At 63.5% G+C, this 14511-nt stretch carries 14 protein-coding genes; 8 read left to right on the top strand and 6 right to left on the bottom strand.

The genetic code is table 11. From position 1 onward, the window contains the following. Positions 1–71 precede the first annotated feature (71 nt). The gene (locus ASD63_RS25205) at positions 72–554 is read right to left on the bottom strand and encodes a MarR family winged helix-turn-helix transcriptional regulator (protein ID WP_034802808.1); all 483 of its coding nucleotides are present in this window, start codon (positions 552–554) and stop codon (positions 72–74) included. Between the two features lie 78 nt (positions 555–632). On the opposite strand from ASD63_RS25205, the gene ASD63_RS25200 reads away from it, so the two are divergent. From ASD63_RS25200 to ASD63_RS25175, 6 genes are all read left to right on the top strand, one after another. Further along, entirely contained in the window at positions 633–1646 is a 1014-nt protein-coding gene (locus ASD63_RS25200) for an MBL fold metallo-hydrolase (RefSeq protein WP_034802812.1), read from the top strand. A 92-nt stretch (positions 1647–1738) separates the two neighbouring features. Further along, on the top strand, positions 1739–2650 hold the full coding sequence (dapF, locus tag ASD63_RS25195; RefSeq protein WP_034803126.1) for a diaminopimelate epimerase: 912 nt from the start codon (positions 1739–1741) through the stop codon (positions 2648–2650). Continuing rightward, the gene (mtaB, locus tag ASD63_RS25190) at positions 2647–3921 is read left to right on the top strand and encodes a tRNA (N(6)-L-threonylcarbamoyladenosine(37)-C(2))-methylthiotransferase MtaB (protein WP_034802815.1); all 1275 of its coding nucleotides are present in this window, start codon (positions 2647–2649) and stop codon (positions 3919–3921) included. The genes dapF and mtaB overlap by 4 nt, the downstream gene beginning before the upstream one ends. Positions 3922–3939: 18 nt before the next feature. Further along, positions 3940–5754, top strand: coding sequence for a signal recognition particle-docking protein FtsY (gene ftsY, locus ASD63_RS25185; protein WP_034802818.1), 1815 nt, complete (start codon positions 3940–3942; stop codon positions 5752–5754). Between the two features lie 108 nt (positions 5755–5862). Next, positions 5863–6495 (top strand): septation protein A, encoded by a 633-nt coding sequence (locus tag ASD63_RS25180; RefSeq protein ID WP_089044390.1) that lies wholly within the window; start codon positions 5863–5865, stop codon positions 6493–6495. A 5-nt stretch (positions 6496–6500) separates the two neighbouring features. Further along, positions 6501–7085 (top strand): DUF2585 domain-containing protein, encoded by a 585-nt coding sequence (locus ASD63_RS25175; protein ID WP_034803129.1) that lies wholly within the window; start codon positions 6501–6503, stop codon positions 7083–7085. 261 nt (positions 7086–7346) lie between these two features. On the opposite strand, the gene ASD63_RS25170 is transcribed toward ASD63_RS25175, so the two are convergent. The 5 genes from ASD63_RS25170 to ccmA form a co-directional block, all read right to left on the bottom strand. Continuing rightward, entirely contained in the window at positions 7347–7955 is a 609-nt protein-coding gene (locus ASD63_RS25170; protein ID WP_034802825.1) for a DsbE family thiol:disulfide interchange protein, read from the bottom strand. Further along, positions 7952–8128 carry a heme exporter protein CcmD gene (gene ccmD / locus ASD63_RS25165; protein ID WP_082566526.1) on the bottom strand — a complete coding sequence of 59 codons (177 nt, stop codon included), beginning with the start codon at positions 8126–8128 and terminating at the stop codon, positions 7952–7954. Before ccmD ends, ASD63_RS25170 begins: the two co-directional genes overlap by 4 nt. Next, entirely contained in the window at positions 8125–8895 is a 771-nt protein-coding gene (locus ASD63_RS25160; RefSeq protein ID WP_034802828.1) for a heme ABC transporter permease, read from the bottom strand. The genes ccmD and ASD63_RS25160 overlap by 4 nt, the downstream gene beginning before the upstream one ends. Before the next feature lie 164 nt (positions 8896–9059). Further along, the gene (ccmB, locus tag ASD63_RS25155) at positions 9060–9719 is read right to left on the bottom strand and encodes a heme exporter protein CcmB (RefSeq protein WP_034802831.1); all 660 of its coding nucleotides are present in this window, start codon (positions 9717–9719) and stop codon (positions 9060–9062) included. A gap of 63 nt (positions 9720–9782) precedes the next feature. Continuing rightward, positions 9783–10433 carry a heme ABC exporter ATP-binding protein CcmA gene (gene ccmA / locus ASD63_RS25150; RefSeq protein WP_034802834.1) on the bottom strand — a complete coding sequence of 217 codons (651 nt, stop codon included), beginning with the start codon at positions 10431–10433 and terminating at the stop codon, positions 9783–9785. Positions 10434–10704: 271 nt separating this feature from the next. Between ccmA and acnA the strand changes: the two genes are divergently transcribed. Together acnA and ASD63_RS25140 are read left to right on the top strand one after the other, a co-directional pair. Beyond that, positions 10705–13395, top strand: a complete 2691-nt coding sequence (gene acnA / locus ASD63_RS25145; RefSeq protein ID WP_034802837.1) for an aconitate hydratase AcnA — start codon at positions 10705–10707, stop codon at positions 13393–13395. 205 nt (positions 13396–13600) lie between these two features. Beyond that, positions 13601–14374, top strand: a complete 774-nt coding sequence (locus tag ASD63_RS25140; protein ID WP_034802841.1) for a thioredoxin family protein — start codon at positions 13601–13603, stop codon at positions 14372–14374. Positions 14375–14511 lie beyond the last annotated feature (137 nt).

The following is a 14511-nucleotide window of genomic DNA, read 5'->3' as shown; positions in this document are numbered from 1 at the left end:
AGGAATTGGCGCGGATAAACAGGAAAGCGCGGCAAAAGTCAAGGACGGCAGGCAAATGAGGCGCTTTCGGCTCAGAGCGCCTCGTCCTTGCCGGCGTCGTCGAGTTCGCCAGCCAGCTGCTCGAAGGCGGTCGACACCCGCGTCATCACCCGAAGTGCGGCCACCACTTCGGTCTGGTTGATATCGCCGAGCAGGGCATGCAGCAACTCCACCTCGCGGCGATGGATTTCCGCGAACAGATCACGCCCGGCCGCCGTCGGCGCACAAAGATAGGCGCTGCGGTGTTCCGGGTTCGGCCGTCTTTCCAGCAACGTCTTGTCCATCAGCCCGTTGACGACCCTGAGCACGAACTGCCGTTTCATCGACAGGCGCCGTCCGGCTTCCGGCACCGTCAGCGGCATTTCGCAAAAAAGTTCGAGAACCGCCCGCTCCGCCACTGATATGCCGGCACCATCGAGCATATGTTCTGCCGAGCGCTGCATATTGAGATGGATGGAGCGGACCAGCTTCAGGGTCTTGTAGAGACGTTCTTGCGGGTCGAATCGAACGAGCATGGAACCACGATAGCAATCCAGTTGCTGTCTTCAAGAATTTATTAAACCTTGACCTTTCAACCAAGGCGAACCGCCCGGATGAAGACACGCAATCCCTATTACCAAGGTCCCGTCACCGATCATTTCGACGGCACCAGGTTCTTCAATCCCGACGGCAAACCGCCCAAGGGCGCGGCAGATCTCCTGCGCTGGCAGTTCGGCAGCGGCAAGGTGCGCTGGCCCGCGCACAATCCAAGCCCGTTCGCGCCGGTGAAGCCTGAACTCAGCGTCGAAGGCGATCGCCTGCGCGTGACGATGGTCGGACACGCGACGCTGCTCATCCAGGTGCATGGGCTCAACATTCTCACCGACCCCGTCTGGTCGCATCGCGCCAGCCCGTTTGCCTTTGCCGGCCCGCAGCGCCGCAACGCGCCCGGCATCGAACTCGACGACCTGCCGCCGATCGACATCGTGCTCGTCACCCACAATCACTACGACCACCTCGATGTCGAGACGCTGGCAGCCCTTCACGAGGAACATGCTCCCCGCATCGTCACGCCGCTCGGCAACGACACGATCATCCGCCGCGCCGTTCCCGACGTCGAGATCGACGTGGTCGACTGGGGCGACCAGCTCGATTGCGGCGATGACGTCATTCTTCACGCCGAGCCCTGCCACCACTGGTCGGCGCGCGGCTCGCGCGACCGGCGCATGGCGCTCTGGGCCGCCTTCGTCGTGGAGACGCCGGCCGGCAAGATCTACCACGTCGGCGATACCGGCTTTCACGACGGCATCAACTATCGCGCCGCCCGCGAAAAACACGGCGCCTTCCGCCTCGCCAACCTGCCCTTCGGGGCCTACGAGCCGCGCTGGTTCATGCAGGACCAGCACCAGAACCCGGAGGAAGCCGTGCGCGGCATGGTCGATTGCGCCGCCGCCCATGTCGCCGGCCACCATTGGGGTACGTTTCGCCTGACCGACGAAGGCGTCGAAGAGCCGCGACAGGCGCTGGAACGGGCGCTCGATGCGGCGGGCATCGCCCGCAGCCGCTTCCGGCCGCTTCGCCCCGGCGAAATCTTCGATGTACCGACCGGCGGCGAGGGAGCCGAATAAAGGCGGCACTGGTATTTTCCGGGCTTTTCCGCCATATACAGCCCGAATGAAGGATGGCCCGCCCGGAGCGGGCCCGTTTGGACAATCGCGACATGACCGACAACGTGCAATTTGCCAGGATGAACGGGCTTGGAAACAAGATCCTCGTCGTTGACATGCGCGGTCGGAAGGATCGGGTGACGCCGGCCGCTGCGATCGCGCTCAATGCCGATCCGGCAACCGCCTTCGACCAGATCATGGCGATCCACGACCCCAAGGCTCAGGGCACCGACGCCTGGATCGATATCGTCAATTGCGACGGCTCCATGGCCCAGGCCTGCGGCAACGGCACGCGCTGCGTCGTCCAGGCACTGGCCGCCGAAACCGGCAAGAAGGCCTTCACCTTCCAGACCATTGCAGGCATCCTCAACGCCACCGAGCATGAGGACGGCACGATCTCGGTCGACATGGGCAAGCCGGTCTTTGCCTGGGACAAGATCCCGCTTGCCGAGGAATTTGCCGATACGAGCCGCATCGAACTGCAGATCGGACCGATCGACAATCCCGTCCTGCACTCGCCCTCGGCCATGTCGATGGGCAATCCGCACGCCGTCTTCTGGGTCGACAAAGACCCGATGTCCTTCGATCTCGATCGTTTCGGCCCGCTGCTCGAAAACCATCCGATGTTTCCCGAGCGCGCCAACATCACGCTGGCGCAGGTGCTTTCGCCCTCGTCGCTGCGCACCCGCACCTGGGAACGCGGCGCCGGGCTGACGCTTGCCTGCGGTTCGGCGGCTTGCGCGGCTGCGGTCAGCGCCGCGCGCACCGGCCGCACCGGCCGCAAGGTGGCGATCGACGTCGCATCCGCCCCTGCCCCGGCAAAGCTTACGATCGAATGGCGTGAGCACGACGATCATGTCGTCATGACGGGACCTGCCGAATGGGAATGGTCCGGCACGCTGAACCCGACGACCGGCAATTGGCAGCGCGACGAGGCCGAAGCGGGCGGAGCCCGGGCGCTTTGAGCGGCGTCGAGGTCATAACCTTCGGCTGCCGTCTCAATACCTACGAATCCGAAGTGATGCGGGCGGAAGCCGAAAAGGCGGGGCTGAACAACGCCATCCTCGTCAACACCTGCGCCGTCACCGGCGAGGCGGTGCGCCAGGCGCGCCAGGCGATCCGCCGTGCCCGGCGCGACAATCCGCATGCCCGCATCATCGTCACCGGCTGCGCGGCGCAGACCGAAAAGGAGACCTTTGCCGAAATGGCCGAGGTCGACGCCGTGCTCGGCAACGAGGAGAAGCTGAAGAGCGCCTCCTATCGTTCACTGCCGGATTTCGGCGTCTCGGCGGAAGAAAAGCTGCGGGTCAACGACATCATGAGCGTGCGCGCCACCGCACCGCAGATGGTCAAGCACATCGATGGCCACGTGCGCGCCTTCATCCAGGTGCAGAACGGCTGCGACCACCGCTGCACCTTCTGCATCATCCCCTATGGCCGCGGCAATTCCCGCTCCGTGCCGATGGGCGCCGTCGTCGACCAGGCGCGCAGGCTGGTCGAGAGCGGCTATTGCGAGATCGTCTTGACCGGCGTCGATGCCACCAGCTACGGCGCCGACCTGCCGGGCACGCCGACCCTCGGGCTGCTCGCGAAGACGCTTCTGAAACAGGTTCCGGAAATCCGCCGCCTGCGGCTTTCCTCGATCGACGGCATCGAGGCCGACAAACACCTCTTCGACCTGATCGCCGACGAGGCGCGCTTCATGCCGCACCTGCACCTGTCGCTGCAGCATGGCGACGACCTGATCCTGAAGCGCATGAAGCGCCGTCATTCGAGCGCCGACGCCCGCGCCTTTGCCGATCAGGTCCGGCGCTTGCGCCCCGATATCAGCCTCGGTGCCGATATGATCGCCGGCTTTCCGACCGAGACCGAAGAGATGTTCGAAAATGCCGCGAGCCTCGCCGAGGACTGCGGCATCGCGCATCTGCACGTCTTTCCCTACAGCCCGCGTCCCGGCACGCCGGCGGCACGCATGCCGCAGCTCGACCGGGCGCTCGTCAAGGATCGTGCTGCGCGGCTTCGCGCCGTCGGCGCGACGCTCTACGCCCGCCACCTCGAAGGTATGGTCGGCAGCGAGCAGACGATCCTGGTCGAGAACAACGGGCTTGCCCACACACAAAACTTCACGCTCGTCGACGCGGCTGACCTGACGCCCCGTGCGCTTGTCCCGGTCTCAATCACCGGCCACAATGGCAAGCATCTGACGATGCAGGTAAAACAGATGGCTGCGGCCTGATTTATGCGGAATTCCTGAATGGCAATGGGTTTCATCAAGAGGATCTTCACCTTCGGCAAGGGCGCGGTGGAGGAAACGAAGCCGCCGGAAGGTGTACCGGAGGAGACGATCGTCTCTGCGCCCGAAGTCGAGGCGCAGCCGGAGCCGAGCTCCGAGGCGGTCGAACCGCCTGCCGCCGTTGCCGAGGCAGAGATCGTCGAAGAGAGCCCGGAAACCGCCTTCGAACCACCTGTCGACATCGAGACCCTGCCGTTGTCCGACGACGATCCGGTGCTTGGGGCCGAGATCGAGACGGCCGGTGGCCCGGCCTCCGACGACGCCGAAGAGCTGGCGCGCGACGAAGCCGCCCCGGTCGAAGCTGTGGTAACGCCGGCCGAGACTGAAGCCGCGATACCCCCCTCTGTCCCTTCGGGACATCTCCCCCACAAGGCGGGAGAGCAGACGGAGACCAAGGCCACAGCTGAGGAAGCAACAGCTGCCACCGAGACTGCGGCGCCTGTTGCGCACAAGGCGCCTGCTCCCTCCGATGAGATCATCGTAGCCTCCCGCGAGGCCGAAATCGTCGAGAGAATCGAAGAAGCTGCTGACGATGCCGAACCCACGGCAAGCGACGTCACGACTGCCGAAGCAGACGAGGTCACGCCAACCGAAACGCTTGCTTCCGAACTCGAGAGCGAGCCCAGCGTGATCTCCGCCCCTGTGGGGGAGATGCCCGGCAGGGCAGACGGGGGTGAAGCCGCAGCCCTCCGCGAAAGCATCGAGACCGCAGAAGCCAACGCAGCAGAAGCCGCCACCGACGTCGCGCCGACCGAGACAGCAGAGGCCGAGCCCACCGCTACGCCCGCTTTGCCCAAGGGCTTCTCCGCCACCGAGCGCAAGCCCAAGGAAGAACCCGTCGCCGCGCCGAAGGAAAAGCTCAGCTGGTACCAGCGCCTGCGCCGCGGCCTCGCGCGCACCTCATCGCAACTGACCGGCCAGATCGCCAGCCTGTTTACCAAGCGCAAGCTCGACGAAGCGACGCTGCAGGATCTCGAAGACCTGTTGATCCAGGCCGACCTCGGCGTCGAAACGGCGATGCGCATCACCGACACGCTCGCCTCGGAACGCTACGGCAAGGATGTCTCGGGCGAGGACGTGTCGCGCATCATGGCCGGCGAGATCACCAAGGTGCTTTCGCCCGTCGCCAAGCCGCTGGAACTCGATCTCAGCCACAAGCCGCACGTGATCCTGGTGGTCGGCGTCAACGGCACCGGCAAGACCACGACGATCGGCAAGCTCGCCGCCAAGCTTTCCGGCGCGGGCCTGAAAGTCATGCTCGCCGCCGGTGACACCTTCCGGGCCGCGGCAATCGAGCAGCTGAAGATCTGGGCCGAGCGCACCAACTCAGAAATCGTCTCGTCCAAACTCGGCGCCGATGCCGCTGGCCTTGCCTATGAGGCTTTCCAGCAGGCGCGCGAGAAGAAGTCCGACGTCCTGATCATCGACACCGCCGGCCGCCTGCAGAACAAGGCGGAACTGATGGCCGAACTCGAAAAGATCGTGCGCGTGCTCGGCAAGCTCGATCCGGATGCACCGCACACCGTGCTGCAGACGCTCGACGCCACCACCGGCCAGAACGCGCTGCAGCAGGTCGAGATCTTCCGCAACGTCGCCGGCGTCAGCGGGTTGATCATGACCAAGCTCGACGGCACGGCGCGCGGCGGCATCCTCGTCGCCATCTCCGCCAAGCACAAGTTGCCGGTCTATTTCATCGGCGTCGGCGAAGGGATCGACGATCTCGAGCCGTTCGAAGCCAAGGATTTTGCCGAGGCGATCGCCGGCGTTGCCGCCTGACGGGACGATCGGGCCTGCGCGTAGTTACGCCGGCCCGTTGCCTTGATATGGTTTTGCCGCAAAGCTGGTGTTATGAGCAGCAGGTACATGCAGAAACAGGACCCCCAGATGTCGTCGATCGAGGCTGCCAAGCCGCAGAAGGAAGTCAGCCCCTTGCTCAAGTTGGTGCTGGAGCTTGGGCCGCTGATGGTCTTCTTCTTTGCCAATTCGCGTGGCGAATGGTTGGCCGGGCATTTTCCGGCGCTCGCCGAACTCGGCGGTCCGATCTTCATCGCCACCGGCCTGTTTATGGCCGCGACCGCAATCGCGCTTGCCGTCTCCTGGGTGCTGACCCGCACCCTGCCGATGATGCCGCTGATTTCGGGCATCGTCGTCTTCGTCTTCGGCGCGCTGACGCTCTGGCTGCAGAACGACACCTTCATCAAGATGAAGCCGACGATCGTCAACACGCTGTTCGGCACGATCCTGCTCGGCGGCCTGCTGTTCGGCAAGTCGCTGCTCGGCTACGTCTTCCACTCCGCCTTCAAGCTGGATGAGGCCGGCTGGCGCAAGCTGACGCTGCGCTGGGGCCTGTTCTTCCTGGTCCTCGCCGTGCTCAACGAAGTGGTCTGGCGCTCGTTCACGACCGATTTCTGGGTCGCCTTCAAGGTCTGGGGCACGATGCCGATCACCATTCTCTTTACGCTCGCCCAGATGCCGCTGATCATGAAACACTCGCTTGACCAGGAGAACGCCGAGTGAGCACGATGCTCGAGGAGAATGACAGCCGCAACCGGCACGCACTCCTCTGGCTCGCCGCCTGTTTTGCTGTTCTCATCATCCAGATGGTCACCCAACATCTGATGGGTCGCCTCTGGATCTGCGAATGCGGCTACGTCAAACTGTTCGAGCCCGTGGTCAAATCCAGCGGCAACTCGCAGCATATCGCCGACTGGTACACACCGTCGCACATCATCCACGGCTTCCTGTTCTACGGCCTCGGCCATCTGCTCCTGCGCGGCAAGCCGCTGACGGCAAAGCTCTTCCTTGGGACCGTGATCGAATCCGCCTGGGAGATCGCCGAAAACACGCCGATGGTGATCAACCGCTACCGCTCGGCAACGATTTCGCTCGACTATTTCGGCGACAGCATCTTGAATTCGACGATGGATACACTGGCCATGGCCGCCGGCTTCCTGTTTGCCGCCCGCATGCCCGTCTGGCTGACCGTAACGGTCGCCATCGTCTTCGAGCTCTTCACCGGCTGGCTGATCCGCGACAATCTCACGCTCAACGTACTGATGCTCGTCTGGCCGCTTGATGCGGTCAGGGACTGGCAGGCGGGGATTTAAGCGGGCTTCGGTCGCCGTCGCAGCCCCTCATCCCGCATCCGCGACCTTCTCCGGCAGATGGGGCGAAGGGACTTGAGGCACTCACTTCATTCCACGACTGCCCGGCAGGGAAGGCACGGTTTTACGCCGTCGATGCGATGCGAGAGTTTAGGGCAACCGAGCGCTACGTGTCTTCTTCGCCCCGCTTGCGGGCAGAAGGAGCCGGCAGGCGGATGAGGAGCAAATCCCTCCCATCCGAATGAGAGCTAATGCCGGGAGCGGTTACGAACCCGCAGTCGCCTTTTCGATCGCCGGCAGCAGACCCGTCTTCACGCTGTTTTCGTCGAACGGGCCGACGCGCTTGTAGAGGATCGTGCCGTCAGCGCCGACGAGATAGGATTCCGGAATACCGTAGACGCCCCAATCGATCGCCGCCTTGCCGCGCGGGTCGACGCCGATGGCGGAGAAGGGATTGCCGAGTTCGCCGAGAAACCTGAGCGCGTTTTCGTTCTGGTCCTTGTAGTTGATACCGACGACGGTCAGCCGCGGATCCTTCGACAGTTCCAGGATGAAGGGATGCTCCTGCCGGCAAGGCACGCACCAGGAGGCCCAGATGTTGACGAGCGTCAGCTTGCCCTTGATCGCCGCATCGGTCAAAGCCGGCATCGGGTGGCCATCGCGCGTCGCACCTTCGAGCGCCGGCATGTCGAGTTTCGGCGCCTTGGTGCCGATCAGCGCGGAGGGGATTTCGCTCACGTCCTTGCCGGAATTGAGCTGGCTCCAGAAGATCGCCGCAAGCCCGGCGAAGATGACGAGCGGCAGCGCCGCCAGCACGAAACGCATGGGGCCGGGTTTGCGCTCCTCGTTACCCGGAGCGGGTGCGCTGCTCATCGTGTTTCTCCGGAAGCCGGTTCGGCCGAGCGCCGGCGGATGCCTGCGGCTTCGAGTTCGGTGAGTTCACGCCGGCGGGCACGACCGTCGAGCACGACCCAGGCAATCAGACCGAGGACCGTCAGCGTGGCTATTCCATAGCTCGTGAAAACGTAGGCGGCGTGGCTCATCATTGTGCGCGGGCTCCCCGTCCGGCAGCACGGGCCGCAAGGCGCCTGAGCGCCGTGACGCGCCGGCGCAGGATTTCGTTGCGCATGGCGGCGATGTGCAGCGTGAAGAACAGCAGCGTGAAGGCTATCGCCATCACGATCAGTGGCCACAGGAACTCCGGATCGATCGTCGGTCCGTCGAGCCGCATGACGCTCGCCGGCTGATGCAGCGTGTTCCACCACTCGACCGAGAACTTGATGATCGGGATGTTGACGAAGCCGACGAGAACCAGAATGGCCGAAACCTTGGAGGACCGCGCCGGATCGTCGATCGCGCGGTTGAGCGCCATCAGTCCGAGATACATCAGGAACAGCACGAAGACCGAGGTCAGCCGCGCATCCCAGACCCACCAGGTGCCCCACATCGGCTTGCCCCAGAGCGAGCCGGTGACGAGCGCCAGGAAGGTGAAACAGGCGCCGATCGGGGCTGCCGCGCGCGAGGAGACGTCGGCAAGCGGATGGCGCCAGACGAGCGTACCGAGAGCTGCCAAGGCCATCACCGAATAGCACATCATCGACAGCCAGGCCGCGGGCACGTGCACATACATGATGCGCACCGTTTCGCCCTGCTGGTAATCGCCTTCCGTCGTGAAGGAAAGCCAGACGCCGGCAACGAAGAACAGCGCCGTCAGCCCGGAAAGCCAGGGCAACAAACGGTCGGCCAGCGCCAGGAACCGCGTCGGGTTGGCGAGATCGCTGAATTTGCGGATGGCCAGGCTGTTTTCGCTCATGGTCGCTCTTTAGCGCTTAAGGCGCCCGCCTGCAATTGATCCGCGTCAATCGCCCGATCACGATCGAGTTGGAACGCGGATCATAAATGTTATCGATCTGAACAGCTTAGCGACAAATCCATGGGAATGCCGCAAACACTTTCGCCCGTTCTGGCCCGATTGCGTCAATCGGACGCGTGCCGAAGTGCTGCGGCGGCGGCAACCGGGCCGATGACGGCGAAGAACAGGGTGATTGCCGCAAGGATCATCAAAGGTGGCAGGAACGGCGCCGGATCCTCGATCGCCGCATAGACAGCGCTGACACCGAAGATCAGCACCGGGATCGCCAACGGCAGTACAAGGATCGAAACCAGCAGCCCGCCACGCGGCAGCGACACGGCAACGGCCGCCCCCACTGCACCGATGAAGGTGATCGCCGGCGTGCCGATCAGAAGCGTCAGCATGGTGGCGCCGATGGCGATCTCGCTCATGTTCATGAAGAGGCCGAGCAGCGGCGAGGCGATCACCAGCGGCAGGCCGGTCGCCGCCCAATGCGCCGCACATTTGACGAAGACGGTGAAAAGCAGCGGCGTTTCCTGCATCAGCATCAGGTCGAGCGAGCCGTCGTCGCGCTCCGCCTGGAACAGCCGGTCGAGGCCGAGCAGCGAGGCGAGCAGCGCGCCGATCCACAGGATCGCCGGACCGATGCGCGAAAGCAGGTTCAGGTCGGGACCGACACCGAAGGGAATGACTGCCACCACAGTCATGAAGAAGAGCACGCCGATCATCGCCCCGCCGCCGGCGCGGATCGACAGTTTGAGATCGCGGAAAAAGAGCGCGATCATAGCGGCAACCTCCGGATCGGCACGCGCGCGTTTTCCGACAATGGGCTTCCAGGCATTGCGACCCTATGCATCATGCCAGTGATCTCCTGCCAGATGCTCGAACCCCGTCATGTGCAGCTCCTTCGTGCGGTCGAGCCCGAGTGGCTGGTGGGTCGCCGCAATGACGATGCCGCCTTTGCCAAGATGCGCCTTCACCAGATCGGCAAACAGCCGGTCGGCGCCGGCGTCAAGCGCTGCGGTCGGCTCGTCGAGGATCCAGATCGGGCGATAGGCAATGACCAACTTGGCCATCGCCATGCGCCGCTGCTGGCCGGCCGAAAGATAACCGAAGGGCAGATGGGCGATATCGGGCAGGCCGACCGCTTCGACCGCCTCGGTGAGCGTGGCGCCGCGCCCCCCGGGCGAATCACCCATGAAGTCTCGCCAGAAGGAAAGATTTTCCGCGACGGTCAGTTCGCGCTTCATCGCGTTGCGGTGTCCGAGATAGTGGCTGAGCTCGGATGGATGGGCGATTTCCGGGGGGCCATTCTCAAGTTTCAGGTGCCCGCTTTCGGGCCTCAACAACCCCGCCAGAACCCGCAGCAAAGTGGACTTGCCGGAGCCGTTCGGACCCGTCACGACAAGGGCTTCCGAGGCGTCGAGAATAAAGGAAATATCGTTAAAAATCAGGTCCTCACCGCGCTTCGCGCTCAACCCTTCAGCCATGAGGCGCATGAATTTTCAGCTTCCCTTCACTCTCTTTGTCGCAGGGCAAAAAAAAGTCCCGTTTCGACCTTCGTTGCTCTGGCACGTTTTGGAGAAATTATCTATAAGGCGGCCAACACGCCAGCGGTCGGCGTGAATTTCATCCTAGCGCCGAACATGGAATGAATTTCCACGTACGGACAGCGGAAATGGCCGCACCCGCATCCCAATTCGCGCTTCACAGGCGCTCGGGCGTTCGTACGTCAGTTTTTGGCGATCAGACGGAACGGGGTATTATCCAGTGTCCAAATCCCTAGACAGCTTCAATTGTCGCTCCACGCTCACCGTCAACGGTGTCGACTACGTCTATTACAGCCTGCCCAAGGCTGAGGCGAACGGTCTCGCCGGCGTTTCCAAGCTGCCCTATTCGATGAAGGTTCTGCTCGAGAACCTGCTGCGCAACGAAGATGGCCGCTCCGTCACCAAGAAGGACATCGAGAACGTTGCCGCCTGGCTCAACGACAAGGGCACGGCTGAAAACGAAATCGCCTATCGTCCGGCCCGCGTTCTGATGCAGGACTTCACCGGCGTGCCTGCTGTCGTCGACCTCGCGGCGATGCGCGACGCCATGGTCTCGCTCGGTGGCGACCCGGAAAAGATCAACCCGCTCGTTCCCGTCGACCTCGTCATCGACCACTCCGTCATCGTCGACGAATTCGGCACCCCGAACGCCTTTGCCCGCAACGTCGAGCTCGAGTACGAGCGCAACGGCGAGCGCTACCGCTTCCTGAAGTGGGGCCAGCAGGCGTTCAAGAACTTCCGCGTCGTTCCGCCCGGCACCGGCATCTGTCACCAGGTCAATCTGGAGTATCTGGGCCAGACCGTCTGGACCCGTGAAGAAGATGGCGTCGTCACCGCCTACCCGGACACCTGCGTCGGCACCGACAGCCACACCACCATGATCAACGGTCTCGGCGTTCTCGGCTGGGGCGTGGGCGGCATCGAAGCGGAAGCTGCCATGCTCGGCCAGCCGGTCTCCATGCTCCTGCCTGAGGTCATCGGCTTCAAGCTCACCGGCAAGCTCAAGGAAGGCGTCACCGCGACCGACCTCGTGCTTATGGTCGTGCAGATGCTGCGCAAGAAGGGCGTTGTCTCGAAGTTCGTCGAATTCTTCGGCCCGGGCCTCGACAACATGACGCTCGCCGACCGCGCCACCATCGGCAACATGGGTCCGGAATACGGCGCCACCTGCGGCTTCTTCCCGGTCGACAGCGAAACCATCAACTACCTCACCATGTCCGGCCGTGAAGAGCAGCGCATCGCGCTGGTCGAAGCCTATTCCAAGGCTCAGGGCATGTGGCGTGACGGTGACGGTTCCGAGCTCGTCTTCACCGACACCCTCGAACTCGACCTCGGCGACGTCGTTCCGGCCATGGCTGGCCCGAAGCGTCCGGAAGGTCGCATCCCGCTCGAAAGCATCGCATCGGGCTTCGCAACCTCGCTTGAAGGCGACTACAAGAAGCCGGGCCAGCTTTCGAACCGCTATGCCGTCGAAGGTACCGATTTCGATCTCGGCCATGGCGACGTTGCCATCGCTGCGATCACGTCCTGCACCAACACCTCCAACCCGTCGGTCCTGATCGCTGCCGGCCTGCTCGCCCGCAACGCGGTTGCCAAGGGCCTGAAGTCCAAGCCGTGGGTCAAGACCTCGCTCGCACCGGGATCGCAGGTCGTCGGCGAATACCTCGCCAAGTCCGGCCTGCAGAAGGACCTCGACGCGCTCGGCTTCAACCTCGTCGGCTTCGGCTGCACGACCTGCATCGGCAACTCCGGCCCGCTGCCGGCGCCGATCTCGAAGACGATCAACGACAAGGGCCTGATCGCCGCCGGCGTTCTCTCGGGCAACCGTAACTTCGAAGGCCGCATCTCGCCGGACGTCCAGGCGAACTACCTCGCTTCGCCGCCGCTCGTCGTCGCCTACGCGCTTGCAGGTTCCGTCCAGAAGGACCTGACCAACGAGCCGCTCGGCGAAGACCAGGACGGCAAGCCGGTCTTCCTCAAGGACATCTGGCCGACCTCCAAGGAAATCCAGGAGTTCATCTTCAAGTACGTCACCCGCGAACTTTACGCGACCAAGTACGCCGACGTGTTCAAGGGCGACGAAAACTGGCAGGCCGTTCAGGTTCCTCCGGGCCAGACCTATGCCTGGGACGACGGTTCGACCTACGTGCAGAACCCGCCCTACTTCGTCGGCATGGGCAAGTCCGGTTCGGGCATCTCCGACATCAAGGGCGCCCGCGTGCTTGGTCTCTTCGGCGACAAGATCACCACCGACCACATCTCGCCGGCCGGTTCGATCAAGGCGGCCTCGCCGGCCGGTGCCTACCTCATCGGTCACGGCGTCGGCGTTGCCGACTTCAACCAGTACGGCACGCGTCGTGGCAACCATGAGGTGATGATGCGCGGCACGTTTGCCAACATCCGCATCCGCAACCACATGCTCGGCCCGAACGGCAAGGAAGGTGGCTACACCATCCACTATCCGTCCAAGGAAGAGATGTCGATTTACGACGCCGCCATGCAGTACAAGGAAGAGGGCGTTCCGCTCGTCATCTTCGCCGGCGTCGAATACGGCAACGGTTCGTCGCGCGACTGGGCTGCCAAGGGCACCAACCTGCTCGGCGTCAAGGCCGTCATCGCGCAGTCCTTCGAGCGTATCCACCGCTCGAACCTCGTCGGCATGGGCGTCATTCCCTTCGTCTTCGAGGAAGGCACGACCTGGGAATCGCTGGGCCTCAAGGGCGATGAGATCGTCACGATCGAAAACCTCGCCAATGTCCAGCCGCGCGAAAAGCGCGTTGCCAAGGTAACCTACGGCGACGGCAGCGTGAAAGATGTGCCGCTCGTCTGCCGTATCGATACGCTGGATGAAGTGACCTACGTCAACAACGGTGGCATCCTGCAGACGGTTCTGCGCGACCTCGCCGCTTAATCGCGCGAGCGCATACAAGGCTCTGGAGCCGGGACGCCGAAAGGCGCCCCGGCTCTTTCTTTGAGGTGCACCGGCCAGCGATCGGGTGCTGGATCGCGCTCACTTGCCACCTCACTCCAACGTGACTTCCCGTTGATGCAGGGGCGTCGTATGTAGTGAACTCCCCCACAAGGAGTAGGCCGCTGGCCGGTAACGAAGTGACGCCATGACATCCGCAGACCGTTCTTTCATTCGCCCTGTTGCACTGGCTTTCGGGCTGCTCGCAGCCGCCGGTGCCCCTGCCGGGGCGCAGGAGAAACAGGCGGTCAAGGGCGTTGTCGAACTGTTCACCAGCCAGGGCTGTTCGTCCTGTCCGCCGGCGGATGCGGCGCTGAAGTCGCTGGTCGACGAAGGCGATGTGGTGGCGCTCGCCTATCACGTCGACTACTGGAACTATCTCGGCTGGGCCGACACGCTGGCATCGAAGGAAAACACCGAGCGGCAATATGCCTATGCGCGCATGCTCGGGCGCAACGGCGTCTACACGCCCCAGGCAATCCTGAACGGCCGCGACCACTTGAACGGCGGCAACTTGCAGGCAATCAAGACGCGGCTGGAAACGATGAAGGCGGAAGGCAAAGGGCTTGCCGTTCCCGTCGGCGCCAAGATCCTCGGCGAAGAAATCCAGATCACCATCGGTAGCGGCATCGGCAAGGCCAATGTCGTCGTCGTCTATTTCGACCGCGCCAAGATCGTGAAGATGGAGAAGGGGGAGAACAGCGGCAAGGAAGTCCCCTATTGGCATGCGGTGCGTGACATACAGACGATCGGCATGTGGGACGGCCAGCCCGCGTCCTTCACGCTGCCGGCGACGGTGCTGACCGAGCGCCCGGGAAACAGCGGCTGCGCGATCCTGCTGCAATCGATGAAGGACAAGGAAACGCCGGGTGCCATCATCGGCGCTGCGGCCGTGCTCGCCGGCCCTCAGGGCAAATTGTAGGGACGGCGAAGCGCAAGGGGTTGGTTCGGCCCGGCAGCATCGAGGGGCTGGGGCTGAGGGTTCGAAGTTACCGGACCGAACCGGCCATAACTGCGTTCGGTGAACTCCCGCAGCATGACGATCTGACCGGACATACG

This window comes from Ensifer sp. Root558 (assembly GCF_001427045.1).
Lineage (GTDB): Bacteria > Pseudomonadota > Alphaproteobacteria > Rhizobiales > Rhizobiaceae > Ensifer > Ensifer adhaerens.
The sequence above is the reverse complement of the archived record's forward strand: the minus strand, read 5'-3'. Positions and strand labels throughout refer to the sequence as shown.